Annotated in this window: 10 protein-coding genes and 1 other RNA gene; 4 read left to right on the top strand and 7 right to left on the bottom strand. The window is 70.5% G+C overall.

Going from position 1 to position 15,354, the window contains the following annotated elements:
• Positions 1–2 precede the first annotated feature (2 nt).
• Complete coding sequence (locus tag FLV34_RS28730) at positions 3–1,907, top strand: penicillin-binding transpeptidase domain-containing protein (RefSeq protein ID WP_142648190.1); 1,905 nt, start codon at positions 3–5, stop codon at positions 1,905–1,907.
• A gap of 292 nt (positions 1,908–2,199) precedes the next feature.
• Positions 2,200–2,585, top strand: a transfer-messenger RNA (tmRNA) gene (gene ssrA / locus FLV34_RS28725).
• Between the two features lie 102 nt (positions 2,586–2,687).
• Here the strand turns inward: ssrA and FLV34_RS28720 are convergent.
• From FLV34_RS28720 to FLV34_RS28705, 5 genes are all read right to left on the bottom strand, one after another.
• Positions 2,688–4,283, bottom strand: coding sequence for an NBR1-Ig-like domain-containing protein (locus FLV34_RS28720; protein WP_147944579.1), 1,596 nt, complete (start codon positions 4,281–4,283; stop codon positions 2,688–2,690).
• Between the two features lie 79 nt (positions 4,284–4,362).
• Positions 4,363–4,512 (bottom strand): hypothetical protein, encoded by a 150-nt coding sequence (locus tag FLV34_RS40790; RefSeq protein WP_168065981.1) that lies wholly within the window; start codon positions 4,510–4,512, stop codon positions 4,363–4,365.
• A 53-nt stretch (positions 4,513–4,565) separates the two neighbouring features.
• Positions 4,566–7,262, bottom strand: a complete 2,697-nt coding sequence (locus FLV34_RS28715; RefSeq protein ID WP_142648191.1) for a LuxR family transcriptional regulator — start codon at positions 7,260–7,262, stop codon at positions 4,566–4,568.
• 141 nt (positions 7,263–7,403) lie between these two features.
• Positions 7,404–9,641: a hypothetical protein gene (locus FLV34_RS28710; protein ID WP_142648192.1), complete on the bottom strand. Its 2,238-nt coding sequence runs from the start codon at positions 9,639–9,641 to the stop codon at positions 7,404–7,406.
• Positions 9,626–10,039: a hypothetical protein gene (locus tag FLV34_RS28705; RefSeq protein WP_142648193.1), complete on the bottom strand. Its 414-nt coding sequence runs from the start codon at positions 10,037–10,039 to the stop codon at positions 9,626–9,628. Before FLV34_RS28705 ends, FLV34_RS28710 begins: the two co-directional genes overlap by 16 nt.
• Before the next feature lie 180 nt (positions 10,040–10,219).
• Between FLV34_RS28705 and FLV34_RS28700 the strand changes: the two genes are divergently transcribed.
• Entirely contained in the window at positions 10,220–10,774 is a 555-nt protein-coding gene (locus FLV34_RS28700; RefSeq protein ID WP_261985941.1) for a GntR family transcriptional regulator, read from the top strand.
• On the opposite strand, the gene FLV34_RS28695 is transcribed toward FLV34_RS28700, so the two are convergent.
• Both FLV34_RS28695 and FLV34_RS28690 read right to left on the bottom strand, forming a co-directional pair.
• Positions 10,747–11,784 carry an adenosine deaminase gene (locus FLV34_RS28695; RefSeq protein ID WP_260617292.1) on the bottom strand — a complete coding sequence of 346 codons (1,038 nt, stop codon included), beginning with the start codon at positions 11,782–11,784 and terminating at the stop codon, positions 10,747–10,749. The genes FLV34_RS28700 and FLV34_RS28695 overlap by 28 nt on opposite strands.
• Positions 11,785–11,863: 79 nt before the next feature.
• Positions 11,864–12,937 (bottom strand): S1C family serine protease, encoded by a 1,074-nt coding sequence (locus tag FLV34_RS28690; protein WP_147944577.1) that lies wholly within the window; start codon positions 12,935–12,937, stop codon positions 11,864–11,866.
• Positions 12,938–13,107: 170 nt separating this feature from the next.
• Here FLV34_RS28690 and FLV34_RS28685 point away from each other — a divergent pair, with 170 nt between their 5' ends.
• Positions 13,108–15,315, top strand: a complete 2,208-nt coding sequence (locus tag FLV34_RS28685; protein ID WP_147944597.1) for an acyl-CoA dehydrogenase — start codon at positions 13,108–13,110, stop codon at positions 15,313–15,315.
• The last annotated feature ends 39 nt before the right edge of the window (positions 15,316–15,354 follow it).

Here is a 15,354-nt window from a genome sequence, read left to right as displayed (position 1 = left end):
CCGTGTCCTTCCGATCATTCGGGGTCGTCCGGGCGAGAGCCGTACGGGCCGCGCTCGCGCTGGGGCTGGCCGCGCCCCTGCTGACCGGCTGCTTCGAGGAGCCGACGCCGCACGACGCGGTGCGCGACTTCCTCGTCGGCTGGCAGACGGGCGACTACGCCGCCGCCGCGCGGCGCGCCGACGGCAACCCGGCGGTGGTGCGCAAGGCGCTGGAGGACGCCCGGCTGCAACTGGACGCCGCCTCGATCCGCTTCACCCTGCGGGGGATCAGCCAGGACGGCGACTCGGCGCAGGCCGGCTACCACGCCGAGGTGGATCTCGGCGAGAACAACCCCCTCTGGCAGTACGACGGCAACCTGCCCCTGCACCTGGTCGGCGGCCAGTGGAAGGTGCGGTGGTCGCCGAGCGTCATCCACCCCGACCTGCACCCCGGGCAGCGGCTCGCGGTCGCCACCGTCCCCAAGGGCCGCAAGCCGATCCTCGACCGGAACGGCAACCCGTTGCAGGACGAGACCGTGCTGCACGTCGCCGGAGTCATCCCCGCCAAGATCAAGGACCCCGGCAGGCTCTGCGACCAGCTCTCGAAGGTCACCGGTTTCGCCCAGGACCGCCTGCTGAGCCGCATCCTGTCGTCACCCCCGCAGGACTTCGTCCCCCTCGCGACGTTCGGGCGGACGAAGTTCGCCCAGATCAAGTCCAAGCTGGAGGCCATCCCGGGTCTCGAGTTCCAGATCGACAACCCGCCGGTCGCCCCCAAGTCGCCCACCCAGATCGTCGGGGTGGTCACGGCCATCACGCCGGAGGCGGAGCAGAAGCTCGGCGGACCGCAGCGCGCCGGCGACACGCTCGGCCGCGACGGCCTGCAGAAGGCCTACCAGGACCAGCTCACCGGCTCGACCGAGACCCGGGTCGTCATCCTCGACAACGCCACCGGCAGGCAGGTCAAGGAGCTCAAGGCGTGGCCGGGACGGGAGAACTCCTCGGTCCAGACGACGATCGACAGCCGCCTGCAGCACGTGGGCGACTCCGCCGTGGCCGGACCCCGCCCGGCCGCGCTCGTCGCGGTGCAGGCCTCCACCGGCGAGGTGCTGGCCGTCTCCACCAACCAGCTGCACCAGGAGAACGACGCGCTGGCCGGAAAGTTCGCGGCCGGCACCGCCTTCTCGATCATCGCCGCGGAAGGGCTGCTCGAGTCGGGCCTCGACCCGAAGCAGAAGGTGCCGTGCAGCGCCGACCGCACCGTGGGCGGAGCCCGCTTCCAGCAGCCGGGCATCGTCGGGGTGACGACACCGACCTTCCAAACCGACTTCGCGCAGGGCTGCGTGACCGCCCTGGCGTCGCTTGCCCGGCGGATCAGCGGACAGCGGCTGGCCGACAGCGCGACCCAGTTCGGCATCGGCGGCGACTGGAGGCTGCCGCTGAAGACGTTCAGCGGGTCGATGAACGCCCCCGACGGGGACGCCGCCATCGCGAAGATCATGGCCGGGCAGGGTGCCCGCGTGAGCCCGCTGGCGATGGCCCTCGTCGCCGCGGCCGTGAAGTCCGGCACGTGGCGGCCGCCGGTGCTGGTGACCTCGCCCGCCGCCCCCGACCCATCGGTCGGCGGCGCCACGCAGGCCACCGCCCAGCCCGTCACGCTCGACCCCGCGATCACCGCGAAGCTGCGCACGCTCATGCGGGCCGGTGTGACGTCCGGCGCGGCCACCGCCGCCTCCGCCCCCGGCGACCCCGTGTACGGCGTGGCCGCCGAGGTCACCCAGACGGAGAAGAAGGAGCGCACCCGGCTCTCATGGTTCGTGGGCTGGCAGGGTGACGTCGCGGTCGCCGTGCTGTCGGAGAGCGGCGACCTGGCGGCCGCCTCGGCGATCGCCGGGAGCTTCTTCCGCGACGCCCAGCCCCAGACCTGAAAAAGATCCGGAGGCGAGCAACCATCAGGGCGGCGGCCGGCGTCTTTCTAGGTGACTGGGACCCGCTTGGGGGGTTGCGGGCCCAGTCGCCGTGATGAGGACAGGGCTCCATCTCGGGGGGAGCCCTGCCCGTCTCGACCGGCTCGACCCTGCCGGTCGGCCCCCGGGACGCGTGCCACAGGCCGCGATCCCGGGGGCTTCGGCGTCCCACCGGAATTCGAGTCGCGTCGCCGGTGTTGTCACGAGTAAGCTTGAGTTGCCAGGCTCTCGGGTCTGGATTGACAACTGCACAGGGGGTGACCGGTTTCGACTTCGACATTGCAAGTCAGGGGAAGCGGGTCGGGGACTGCGGACATAACCCCGTTAACACTGTGACCGCGAAACAATAAGTGCCAATAAGAAGAGCACTGAGGTCAGCCAGGCTTCCCTGGCTCTCGCCGCCTAAGCAGCGAGTAACCTCTGTCAGCCCGGGAGTGCCTTCGGCCCGGAACTGACATCGCTAGAAGGCTCAACCGTCCGGCCCGGTCACGGGGCCGTACGGGAAACCAAACAGTGACTGGGCCCGTCGGCGACTCGCCTGTGAGATTGCCGGGGCCGAGAAAAGCGCAACAGGCTGCACCCGGAGAAGCCCTGTCTTGGTGTTGAAGGACGCGGGTTCGATTCCCGCCACCTCCACATCTCCGCCGAAGGGCGGGGAGGAAGCGAACGCTCCCTCCCCGCCCTTCGGTTTTCCCACGGGACATCCCCTCCGGCGCGTCATCCCGTGGAGCCCTGTGGGACTCATCCGGGGGCGCATCCCTGCGCGATCTGCTGGGCCTCCACGTCGCTGATCTGCTGGCGCAGGGATTGGGCGACGCGGCTGAGGCCGGCGGCCTCGTGCCTGGCGATGAAGGGATCGCTCCAGTCGACGGCGGCGATCTCGGCCTTGACCTGGGCGAGTTGTTCGTCGAGGTGCTGGTGGCGCTGGTGCAGTTGCTCGCACGCGCTGCCGGTCGAGCCCACCACGATCCGCACAGGGGGGCCGGCGTGGCCGAACCAGTGGACCCCTTCCCGCAGCATCTGCCAGCTGAAGTCGTACATGCCCGCTGTGCCGGGCGCGGTGACGTCGAACCGGAACGTCGCCGTGGAACCGGGGCGGACCTCGGGCACCGGCAGTTCGACCCTGCCCAGGCCCCAGGTGGTGTTGTCCTGAGGAGACTGGCTGCCGAGCCGATACCCGAGATCGGGAGTCCACGTGGTGGACCCGGTGTTGGTGACACGGACAGTGACGTGCGTGCGCGAGCCGGCGGGCATGGTCGCCGCGGGCGGGGTCGAAGTGACGACCGAGCCGTCGTCGATGTAGGCGGGGGCCGGGTCCACGTGTCGGTACGGAAGCCTGAAGAAACCGCGGATCTGGCCAGAATTGGGGCCGTGTGTGCCGTTGGTGGTGATGGTCTTCGCCGGGGTGGGAGAGCTCATGTCCATCTGGATGACGATGTCGTCGTGGCCGGGGAAGTTGCAGTCGTAGGTGCGCAGGGTCAGCAGGTCACCGTGCCGCTCGTAACCCCACACGAGGACGACGTGGTTCTTGAACACGTCCCAGGGGGCGTAGGAGTGGGTGAGGACGAGCCCTATGGGGCTGAGAACGCCGTTGTCGATGTCCTGGATGATGCCCGGGATCTCGTTGTACGACCGGCGGAAGAGCCCGGAGCCCCAGACGATCGCGTCGTGGTCGAGCGCCTGGGTGTCGGCCAGCCAGCGGGCGACCACGCCGGGGCCGTCGAAGCTGTGCACCAGGCGGGTGAGGATGTGTTGGGCGAGCGGGACGGGAATGGCGGACGAGTCCGTGCCCTTCAGCTGAGGAGTGCCGCTTTCGTGGATGTCCCGGGCGAGGAAGGACATGCCACCGCACAACCCCATCTCGGTGACGTCGATGGAGACGGGCGGCAGGCCGTGGATGGATATCTGCAGCGCGGTTCCCTGAGGCCACGGGCGGTTTCCGAACCGCGGGGCTCTCGTGGAGGGCAGGAACCCGGGTACGGCGGCCGGGCCGAAGTGCTGGACGGTGTTCGTGGCCCAGAGCGGATTTCCGGCGGTGCCGTACAGCACGAGGTTGCCGTCGTCCTGCAGCCACAGCCAGGCGCCGGGGTTGCCGTCCGTGTTCGTGGCCCAGTGTGCCTGGCCGGAGTCGTCGTAGAGAACGACGTTGCCGTCGCCCTGCATGACGGCGTGGGCGACGGGTTTGCCCCAGGTGCCGGTGTCCCACAAGGGGCGCCCGTCGTCGGTGCGATAGAGGACCAGGTTGCCGTCACCTTGCATGACCAGGCACACCCGTCCGTTGCCGGACACGAGCTCCGAGCCGGCCTTCATCTCCTGGCCGGCCGCTAATCGGTCCATGAGCGATCCTCCCTTGGAGTCGTCTCATTGAAGACGGCATCGAGGGGAGGTCGCCCCAGGGGAGCTCTCAGGGAAATCGCTAGGCGTCGCCCTCGTCGACTGCTGAGGGAGGCTCCAGGAGCCGGAGGAGTCCCAGCCAGCCGGTGAAGGTCTCCGGCGCGTGGCCCTCGCGGAGCACTTGGCCGCGCACTCCGTCATCGGTGTAGTCGAGGTCGATGACGAATCGCATGAGCCAACGGTAGACCTGAGGTGAGGGAGATTCATCGGGAGACGCCTAGGTGCTTACCCTGGGTCTCTCACGTTCCCGAATGTCGCGATCAGCGCCGCGCGGGATGTCACGCCCAGTTTGGCGTACAGGTGACTGAGGTGATATTCGACGGTCTTGGTGCTCAGCATGAGCTCGCGGGCGATCTGGCGATTGCTGATTCCGGTGGCGGCCAGCCTCGCCACCGCCTGTTCCTGCGGGGTGAGAGTTCCCCGGCGCCGATGACCGGAGGATGCCCGCAGTCCGCAGGCGGCGAGCTCGCGTTCGCACCTTTCGAGGTACGGCCGGGCGGCCAGCCTCTCCAGCGCGTCGCGAGCGGCCTCCAACTGCTCGGCCGCCAGGGCACGCTTGCCCCATCTCCGCAGGAAGCCGCCGTACGCCAACCGCAACCGGGCGGTCTCGAACGGCATGGAGATCCGTGCGCAGTGGGTGAGACCTTCCTGGAAGGCGGCGTCGGCGGCGGAGTGCCGCTCGCGGAAGGCGAGCAGGTTGCCGCGGACCCGCGCGCAGGCGGCCAGCACCGAGTGGCGGCCGCGCTCCCTCGCGAGCCTCTCGCACGGGACGAGGACGGCCTCCGCCTCCTCGTCCGCGCCGACGGCGATGAGCGCGTCGGCGAGCAGATCCTGCCAGGCGATCACTCCCGGCTCGTGGCTCCCGTCCTGGTGACCGAGGTCCGCGAGCGGCTTCAGCGCGGTGATGACCTGATCATGGCTGCCCTGCGCCGCGGCCAGGTGAGCCTCGGCGCTGCACGCGGTGGTGAGCGCGACGGTGCTGTCCGGACGCACCCCGCACGCGGCCCGGATGTGCGCGGTGGCGTGGTCCCATTCGCCGCGCGCGGCGGGCACGCAGGCGGCGAGGCCGTGAGCGATGGCGGCGAGCCACGCCTGACCGGCGTCGTCGGCGATCGAGGTGGAGATCTCGGCATGCACGACGGCGTCATCCCAATGACCGGCACGATATTCGGCGTACCCGAGCATCGACGCGGCGAGCAGCCGGAACGGCGCCGAGCGACCGGCCGAGGCGGCCACGACTCCGGAGAGGTCTCGCAGTGCTCCCTGGAGGTCGTCGGCCCAGGTGCGCAGCACCCCTCGTCCGCAGATCGCGTCGAGCTCGAAGGGACTGGCGATCTCCGGGTTGGGCAGTGACGGTATGAGGTCGAGCGCCTTGTCTATACTCCCCGAGATGCCGAGGCCGGCGAGCCGGAAATAGCGGGCCATGCCCATGCCCGGCCGGTCGGGCGCCAGCCGCAACGCCTGCTCGGCCCACCAGGCGCCCTGCGCTCCCCGGGATCGCATGCTGCACAGGGCCGCGAGGTTCTCGGCGATCCGGGCCGCGAGCACCGGCTCCTCATCGGGCGCGCAGTGCTTCCACGCGTCCGTCAGCAGCTCGAAGGCGTCCTCCAGCCGTCCGGTCACATAGGCCACCGCGCCACGGGCGTATCCGCTGACGGCCGCGGGGCAGGTCTCGGGCAGCTCCGTCGTCAGCGTCACCGCCTCGCCGACCTGCCCGTCGAGGAGCAGCGCTTCGATCGCGTCGGCGGTCAGCCGTGCTCGCTCGTCCTCCGCCGGGGCCAGCCGCGCGGCGCGGGTGAGGTGGACGGCGGCGCTGGACCACAGGCCCGCGTTCGCCTCCCGCCGAGCGAACGCCGCGAACTCCGCCACCAGCGTGTCATCAGGGTGAGCGGTCGAGTGGAGCCGATGGTTCAGCCTCGCCAGCTCGTCACCGACGATCTCGGCCGCCCTGCCGTGCAGGGCCATGCGGAGCGCGGGTCCCAAGTCCTGGTAGACCGCGGCCTGGATCAGCGGGTGAGGAAAGGCGACCACGATGCCGTTGCCTGTGGAACGTTCCTCTAGCAGGTGCGCCGCCACGGCCTCGTCGAGGGCGGCCACCGGATGGTCGAGGGCGGCCAGCCGCGCGGCCTGCCACAGGGGAGCGGACGCGCCGAGCACGGACATGGCCTCCACGAGGTGCTGGGTGCGGACAGCACTGCCGGCGAGGCGCGACAGGACCAGCATGGCGTACGAACGAGGCGCCGGCAGGGGTGACCCGAGATCGGCGAGGAGCTCTCCCGGCACCTGTTCGAGCAGGGCGCGGGCATGGAGGGGATTTCCGCTCGTATGGTCACGCAGCCGCGAGGCCACCCGCAGCGGCAACGGCGTCTCGCTCAGCCCCTGGATGTCTTCGGCGGCGAGCCCGGCCAGCGAGATGCGCGCGGTGGACTCGGCCGCGAGCAGCCGGCGCAGGCCCTCCGGCAGGCGCTGGTCGGCGGGATCGCGCACGATGACGATCGCCATGATCCGGTCGACACGCAGCCGCCGCAAGGCGAAGGTGATCGCGTGCAGCGAGGCGGTGTCCGCCCAGTGGGCGTCATCGAGGACCAGCACCAGCTCGCCCCGGTCCTGCAGATCGCCCAGCTTCTCCAGCAGGGCCGCCCCCGCCTCCAACGGGTCCGCGGGGACGGCGTCCGCCTTGTGCAACTGGTCGAAGGTTCCGTACGAGAGCGTCGACTCGTTCTGCTCTCCGCTCGCCCACAGCACCGTGAGGCCGGGATGGCGACTCAGGAACCGCCGGACCAGCGCGGTCTTGCCGATCCCCGGCTGCCCGTCGACCAGTAGAATCCGCGGTGATCCCGCCCGCACCCCGGCCAGCTCCGCGTCCAGCCTCGCCAGCTCGGCCGCGCGTCCGACGAATGAGACGATCCTGTGCGGCGACATGATGATCACCTCCGCTGGTGCGGCCCACCGTGACTGTACGACAGGTGCAAACCCGGAGAAATCCCCTAGCCGAGGTGGAGCCGGGACGCCCACGGGCCGGCCCGGACGGCGGCCGCTTCCGTGGCCGCCGAGCCGGTCGCTTCAGTGGGTGGGCGTCGAGCCGATGACGACGTCGATGCCGGCGGGCTCGGTCATGCGCTCGTGTGCCCGGTCCTTGAGCCTGACGGCCTGCCGCTCGCTTTCGAGCAGGGTCTTCCGCATGGCCTCGGCGTCCTCGATCTCCCGCATGGTCGTCTGGTCGGCGGCGCTGGTGACGCCCTGGACGACCTCGGCGTGCGTCCCGTCGGTCGGCATCAGCTCCGTCCAGGTGGCCAGGCAGTGGGCCGCGCCGGGAAGCTCGCGGCCCTCTTCGGCGAGGTCGGGCAGCTCGTCCGGTTGTCCGATGAGGTCGGTGCGGAACTGCCGCAGATCGTCGATGACCACGTCGAACCGCTTCTCGATCTCCGGTCGCAGCGGCCTGCTGACGGCCTTGCCGAAGATCCAGCGCAGGGCCTGGCGCTCCATTCCGGGTCGTACGGGCAGGTAGAGCTTGGCCCAGCTCGCGTTGACGAAATCGGAGGGGTCGCGCTCCGGCTCACGGGCGGCACCACCCGACCACCAGCTCGGGAAGGCTTCGAACGAGGCGCGTTCCCAGTCGAAGACCCGCTGCCAGTGTTCGATCTCCCAGCACTCGTCGCGCACGCTCGCGGGGAAGTGCTGCTCGATGATCTGGGACACCATCTCGTTGACCGGATTGAGGCCCTGCCTGAGCCGCGCCTCGAACGCGTCGCCCTCCTCGTGGGCCGCCCGCACGGCGGCGTCGCGGGCGTCCTCCCATGCCTTGAGCGCCGTACGGTACGCCGTGAGATCGTCGTTGTACTTGGTGTTCTCCCCGGTCTCCTGGACGATGGTCGGCTTCTCCCTGAACCGCGCCTTGACCTGGAAGTCGATGCCGGGGCCGCCGAACCAGGAATCCGCACCGATGTGGACGCGGACCTTGAGCCCGCCGTCCGTGGGGTAGGGCGTGCCGGTGATCCAGTGACTGACCTTGGGACGGCGGGAGAAGATCGCGATGCTGTTCTGGACGAAGCCGGTGTCGCCATCCCACTCGAAGGCAGCGTCGTACGGGATGAGGACGTCGTATTCGGCCCTCATGTCGCCGCTGAACCCCCAATTGTCGGCCGGTGTCACGGCTGACGCGAAGACCTTGGTCGCCGCCGTCGTCTGCACGGGCCCGGCCACGGGCTCGGGCTTCTTCGGCTCCTGCGGCCGGGGCGGCAGCGCGCGCAGGGCCTTGTCGATGATCGCCTGGCGGCCGGCCCGGATCTTGTCGAAGAACGTCTGCGCGGGATCCTTGACGCAGGGTGCCCAGCACAGGCGCACGCCGTACCGCTCCTGCCGCAGCTGGAGGCGCTGCAGCACCTTGAAGTAGTGGAGGGTCAGAGGGGTCGTCCGGTTCGGGTTGCGGACGGTGCGCTTGGCCGTCGTCTCCAGGCCCGTCTCCGTGACGAGCTTGAAGTCCACCTTGTGCTGGGCGCGATAGCGGGCGGCCACCTTGGAGCTGGCCGTCTGACTGTCCTTGACAGTGCGGCTGCGGCTCTCCTGGTGCGCCTCGGTCACGTTCCTGCTGTACGCGATGGTGTGGCTGGCGTTGAACTTGCCCCAGAAGAACTCCGGGCTCTGATAGGAGCCGGTGTGGGTGGCGTTCAGTCCTGAGCTGTCGGTGAGGTTGCGCTGCCGCTGGAACCCCTCCTGGATCTCCGTGCTCAGCGAGCTGACCAGCTCCAGGTCGAACTGGCGCTCGGTCTCGTTCTGCTCTTCGAGGGTGAGCTGGCGCTTGGTGTAGGTCTTCTGCTCCAGCACGACCTCCTCACCCGGGGCCAGCGCGAGGGCGTACACATGCTCTCCCAGCGCGAACCCGACCGGCCGGACACAGGTGCGGTCGAGGAAGGCGAAGCCGAGGTCGGACCTGAGCATCCCGGCCACGAACTCCACGTCCTGCGTTCCCAGCAGCGTCGGCCGGGAGGTCGGCGGCTCCCCGACGGTCATCGTCGACTCCGTCTGCGGCAGCCGTTCCTTCGCGTCGTCCAGGGCGTTCAGCGACCACAGGTCCGGCAGATTCAGGGCGTCGATGGCGTCCAACAGCCGGTCGCCGACCGATGAATACCGCAGCACCTCGATGAGGAGCCGCTTGGTGTAGAAGGGCAGGATCGGGGTGATCCCGTCGCCGTAGGTAAGCAGTACGGGCACGAAATAATTCGAATAGACATAACGGTCGGAGAAGCCGGCCGTGAAGGAAAGCCCGCCGGTGTCGATTCCCGCAACTATGGCCTCGCCCATGTGCTAATCCCTCCTGTGAACATCTTGTTGGGTCCCTTGTGGTGCCGGATGGCGTCGATCAGCAGCGGATCGAGGCCGAGCAGGAACTCGCGGAAAGCCCCGTCCTCGTCCACGGTCCGGGCCGTCAGGCCGAAGAACTCGTCCGCGATCCCGAGCCCGGCCAGCAGGGAGATCAGGTCGTACACGTTCGACGACGTGATCCGGGCTTCCATCGCCCGCAGCACGCGATCGCGCGTCAGCCGGCGGGTGGCGTTGGCCCTGACGTAGCAGGCGACCGTCAGCGCGACGAACTCGACCCGCGGATCGGGCGTGCGCTCCCCGTAGACACCACGCAGCAACGGCTCCGGTAACGCCGGCACCGAGTATCCGTAGCTCAGCATCACCTGCCGGTCCGCCATCGCCCTGCCTCTCCGATCGCGCGTGAGACGCAGGCTAAGCGGCGCGTCGGCGGCGGCACCTCGGGTTGCGGCCCAGGGATTCCTCTAGGGAGCGCTTCCCCGATCGTCGGCTTTCGGGCATGGCGAGTACTGTCGGGTCCGGTACGTGGGAGGGGATCCGCCGTGGGGGAGTTGGGAGTCGTGGGGGAGCCGAGAGTGCTGGTGCGGCGGTCGTTGCCGTCGGAGCCTGCCGTACGGGGATCGGCCTCGTTGTTCCTGACGGAGGCCCAGCGGCAGGGCGTGCGGGCCGGGCGGCGGATGCTGTACGTCGGCCCGGAGCCCGCGTCGGAGCACGTGGCCGCCGGGCTGCGGGTCGAGCCGGGCACGCCGGTGCTGGCCCGGCGCAAGCTGCTGCTCGCCGGCGACGTGCCGGTGCGGGTCGCCACGAGCTTCCTGCGGCTCGACCTCTTCGCGGACACCCCGCTGTGCGAGCCGGGCTTCCTCTCGCCGAGTCTGCAGGCGCGTATCGAGGAGCAGGGCCACCGGTTCGGACGGGCGGAGGAGCATCTGGTCGCCCGGCCGCCCCGGGACGAGGAGGCGGCCACGCTGCGCCTGGACCCGGGAGAGTGGGTGGTCCAGATCGTACGGGCCGCTTATTCGGCCGACGACCTGCCGATCCACGTCCTGGAGACCATCTGCGCCGCCTCCCGGCACGTCTTCGACATCGCTCAGGTGAGCGGCGCCGACGAGTTCTGAGCGTACGCGTCGATCTCCGCGAGCAGCGCCGACTTGCCCTCGGTGCCGAGGAAGGACGCATCCACGGCGGCGCGGGCGAGGTCGGCGACGCCCTTCTCGTCTAGGGAGAGCAGCTCGGCCGCCACGGCGTACTCCCGGTTGAGGTCGGTGCCGAACATCGGCGGGTCGTCGCTGTTCACCGTGACCGGCACCCCGGCCGCGACCAGCGCGGGCAGCGGATGCTCGGCGAGGCTGGGCACGGCCCGCGTGCAGACGTTGGAGGTGGGGCAGACCTCCAGCGTGATCTTGTGCTCGGCCAGGTGTTCCAGCAGCGCCGGGTCGCCCACGCTGTGGATGCCGTGCGCGATCCGTTCCGCGCCGAGGTCGCGTACGGCCTGCCAGACGTAATCGGCGTCGGTGACCTCGCCGGCGTGCGGCACCGAGTGGAGCCCGGCGGCGCGGGCCGCGGCGAAGTGCGGGGCGAACTGCGACCGGGACACGCCGGTCTCCGGGCCGCCGAGGCCCAGGCTGACCAGGCCGTCGGGCCGCTGGTCGAGCGCGATGGCGAGCGTCTGGTCGGCGGGCGGGCCCGGGATGCCCGGGATGTCGAAGCACCAGCGCAGCACGGTGCCGAAGTCCGCCTCGATCCTGCGGCGGGCGTCCTCGATCACCTCGCAGAACTCCTGCGGGGCGAAGCCCCGGACGAGCTGGGAATGGGGCGTCACGGTCAGCTCGGCGTACCGCACCTGCTGGGCGGCCAGATCGCCGCCCACGCCGTAGGTCAGCGTCCACAGGTCTTCGGGGGTCCGCACCAGGTCCACGACCTGCAGATAGACCTGGAGGAAATGGGCGAAGTCGCGGAAGTCGTAGAAGGCCGCGAGCTCGGCGGGGTCGGCGGGCACGGGCGTTGATCCCTCATATCGGGCGGCGAGCTCGGCGACGATGCGCGGGGACGCCGCGCCGATGTGGTGGACGTGCAGCTCCGCCTTGGGCAGCCCGGCGATGAACGTGGTGAGTCGCGGTGAGATCACGGGATCGAACGTAACAAGCAGGCAGGAGCCGCCTCCAAGCGTTTCCGCGCTATCTCACAGCACTTTGTCAGGATCAGGCTCATCCTCCGGCCGGGAGCTCGCTGAGCACGACGGTGACCGTCTTCTTGCTGCCGTCCGGCAGCATCAGCTCGACCTTGGCCCTGTCGCCCGGCTTGAGCGTCACCAGGACCTGCGCCAGGTCGGTGGCTGTGGGCGTGGGCGTGCCGTTGACCTTCAGGATCACGTCGCCGGCGCGGATGCCGGCCTTGTCCGCGCCGCCGCCGGGGGCCACGGAGCCGACGGCCACGCCGATCGGGTCGCCGTCCGCGTTGACCGCCGTGCCGACCCGTACGCCGAGGGCGGCCCGATGGCTGTTGACGACCCGGCCGTACTGGATGATCTGGCGGGCGATGTCGGTCGCGGTGTCGCTCGGGATCGCGAAGCCGAGGCCGGGCGCGGTGCCCTGGTTGGGATCGACGGCGGCCAGCGTCGGGATGCCGATGACCTGGCCGGACAGGTCCACCAGCGCGCCGCCGCTGTTGCCGGGGTTGATGGGCGCGGAGGTCTGGACGGCGTTGGTGATGGTCGCGGCACCGCCGCCGGCGTGCCTTTCGCCCGTCACGGTGCGGCCCAGGGCGGACACGATGCCCTGGGTCACACTGCCGGAGAAGCCGAGCGGGTTGCCCATCGCGAGCACGATCTGGCCGACCTTGAGGTCGGCGGAGCGGCCGAAGACCGCGGGTGTCAGCCCGGTCTTGTCCTCGACCTGGATGATGGCCAGGTCGCCGGGGGGATAGGAGCTCACCAGCCTGGCCCTCCTCGGCTTGCCACCCGTCGCCAGCGTGACCTGGAACGTCGTCGACGCGCCCACGACGTGGGCGTTGGTCAGGATGTGGCCGTCGGTGTCGTAGACGATGCCCGAGCCCAGCGCCTGCCCGGTGGTGATCTGCACGATCGACGGGAGGACGCTCTTGATGACCTGCTCGTACGTCGTCTCCAGTTCGAGCGGGCGGGTCGGCAGGGGCGCGGCCGTTCCCGTCTTCGGAGGGGCCGTCGGAGAGGCGATCTCGGATCTCGGCGAGCATCCCGCCGCGACCAGCACGGCCACGGCTGGGGTGGCGACCGTGCGGAGGACCTTCCGTGAGAGCTGCATAGTCCCCTGTCTACCTGCGCGTACGGTCGCCGCAAGGCGGCACGCCGGGACCGGCGCAGCTCATGACGGGTGCCGGGAACGGCCGATACCCGAGCCCGGCGGAACCCGGCCTAGCCAGCGAATATTCCTCTAGAATATGGTTCTACAAGGACCTAGTGCTGGAGGATCTTATGGCGATCGGGCTGAGCGAGGAGCACGAGGCGCTTCGCGAGTCGGTGACCGGATGGGCCGAGCGGGCCGTGCCCGCCGACCTCGTGCGGAGCACGGTGGGCGTCCTCGCCGATCCGGGAACGGAGGAGCGCCCATCCTTCTGGCCCGCCCTCGCCGGCCAGGGGCTGCTCGGGCTGCACATCCCCGAGGAGTTCGGCGGCTCCGGCTATGGCCTCCTGGAGGCGGCCGTGGCGATCGAGGCGCTGTCGGAGCGGGTGGCGCCCGGCCCGATCGTGCCGACCGTGCTCGCCAGCGCCGCGATCCTCGCCTCCGAGGGCAAGGCCCAGGCCGAGCTGCTGCCCGGGCTCGCGGACGGGTCGCTGACCGGCGCGGTGGCGCTCGACGCCGAGATCACCGGGGTCCGCGACGAGGACACGCTGACGATCAGCGGCGCGGCCGGGTACGTCCTCGGCGCGACGGTCGCCGACGTGCTGGTCCTGCCGGTGGCCACGGACGGCGGCGAGGAGTGGGTGGCCGTCGACGCCGCCCAGGCGACGGTCACCGCGGTCAAGTCGCTCGACCTCACCCGTGGCGTGGCCAAGGTCGAGCTGGACGCCGTACGGGTGCCCGCCGAGCGGGTGCTGACCGGCCTGACCGGCGCCGAGGTGCGGAACGTGGCCGCGATCGTCCTCGGAGCGGATGCCGCCGGGGTGGCCGCCTGGTGCGTGTCCGCCGCGGCGGACTACGCCAAGGTCCGGGTGCAGTTCGGCCGCCCGATCGGCCAGTTCCAGGGCATCAAGCACAAGATCTCGCGGATGCTGGTCGCGCTGGAGCAGGCGCGGGCCACCGTCTGGGACGCCACCCGGGCGGACGGCGCCGAGCGCGACTACGCCGCCGCGATCGCCGCCGTCATGGCGCCCGACGCGGCGGTGCAGTGCGCCAAGGACGCGATCCAGACGTTCGGCGGCATCGGCTACACCTTCGAGCACGACGCGCACCTCTACTACCGCCGGGCGCTGACCCTCCGCGCGCTGCTCGGCTCCTCCTCCGAGTGGTCCGACCGGGTGGCCGGGCTCGCGCTCCAGGGTGTCGCCCGGGAGATGGAGATCGACCTGCCGGAGGAGTCGGAGCCGCTGCGCGCGTCCATCCGGGCGGAGCTCGCCGAGATCGCCGCCCTGGAGGGCGCCGAGCAGAAGCGGGCACTGGCCAAGGCCGGTTTCGTCATGCCCCACCTGCCCAGGCCCTGGGGCCGCGCGGCCTCCCCGCTGGAGCAGGTGCTCATCCACCAGGAGGTCAGGGCGGCCAAGATCAAGCCGCCGCAGATGATCATCGGTGCGTGGGTGGTGCCGTCGCTGGTCACGTACGGCACGCCGGAGCAGCAGGAGCGGTTCCTGCCGCCGACGCTGAGCGGCGAGCTGATCTGGTGCCAGCTCTTCTCCGAGCCGGAGGCCGGCTCCGACCTCGCGTCGCTGCAGATGAAGGCGGAGAAGGTCGAGGGCGGCTGGAAGCTCAACGGCCAGAAGATCTGGACGTCGGTGGCGCACGTCGCCGAGTGGGCCATCTGCATCGCCAGGTCCGACACGTCCAAGCCCAAGCACGACGGCATCACCTACTTCCTCGTGAACATGAAGGCGCCCGGCGTCACCGTGCGGCCGCTGACCGAGATGACCGGGGAGAACCTCTTCAACGAGGTGTTCCTCGATGACGTCTTCGTGCCGGACGAGATGGTCGTCGGCGAGGTCAACGAGGGGTGGCGGGTCGCCAGGAACACGCTGTCGAACGAGCGGGTCTCGCTGTCGTCCGGCTCGGGCGGCACCGGCGCCTCCGTACCCGACCTGCTCGGCCTGGCCGGCCGGCTCGGCCGTGAGCTCACCCCCGCCGAGCGGCAGGACCTCGCCCGCGTCGTCTGCGAGGCGCACTCGATCAACGCCCTGTCGCTGCGGGTGACCCTCAAGCAGCTCGCCGGCAGCGAGCCGGGCGCCGACGCGTCGGTGCGCAAGCTGCTGTCCACCGCGCACGCGCAGCACGTCTCCGAGGTGGCGGTCTCGCTGCTCGGCCCGGCCGCCGTCACCGCCGCCGACTGGAAGCTCGGCGACGCCGGCTACTGGAACCGCGCCGTGCTCGCCACCCGCGCGATGACGATCTACGGCGGCACCACGGAGGTGCAGCTCAACATCATCGCCGAGCGCATGCTCGGCCTGCCCCGCGCCCCGGAGCCGGGCAAGTAGCCCTCAGGTGACCGGCCGGTCACCCGGGCCACCGGGCGC

It is taken from the genome of Microbispora sp. CSR-4, from assembly GCF_008033685.1.
Classification (GTDB): domain Bacteria; phylum Actinomycetota; class Actinomycetes; order Streptosporangiales; family Streptosporangiaceae; genus Microbispora.
Note: the sequence above shows the minus strand (reverse complement) of the source record. Positions and strands in the feature narration are given on the sequence as shown.

Excerpts from the sequence above, each read along its gene's own strand:
- FLV34_RS28720 (WP_147944579.1), bottom strand. The coding sequence starts at position 4,283 with ATGGACCGATTAGCGGCCGGCCAGGAGATGAAGGCCGGCTCGGAGCTC.
- FLV34_RS28685 (WP_147944597.1), top strand. The coding sequence starts at position 13,108 with ATGGCGATCGGGCTGAGCGAGGAGCACGAGGCGCTTCGCGAGTCGGTG.
- FLV34_RS40790 (WP_168065981.1), bottom strand. The coding sequence starts at position 4,512 with ATGCGATTCGTCATCGACCTCGACTACACCGATGACGGAGTGCGCGGC.
- FLV34_RS28705 (WP_142648193.1), bottom strand. The coding sequence starts at position 10,039 with ATGGCGGACCGGCAGGTGATGCTGAGCTACGGATACTCGGTGCCGGCG.
- FLV34_RS28715 (WP_142648191.1), bottom strand. The coding sequence starts at position 7,262 with ATGTCGCCGCACAGGATCGTCTCATTCGTCGGACGCGCGGCCGAGCTG.
- FLV34_RS28710 (WP_142648192.1), bottom strand. The coding sequence starts at position 9,641 with ATGGGCGAGGCCATAGTTGCGGGAATCGACACCGGCGGGCTTTCCTTC.
- FLV34_RS28690 (WP_147944577.1), bottom strand. The coding sequence starts at position 12,937 with ATGCAGCTCTCACGGAAGGTCCTCCGCACGGTCGCCACCCCAGCCGTG.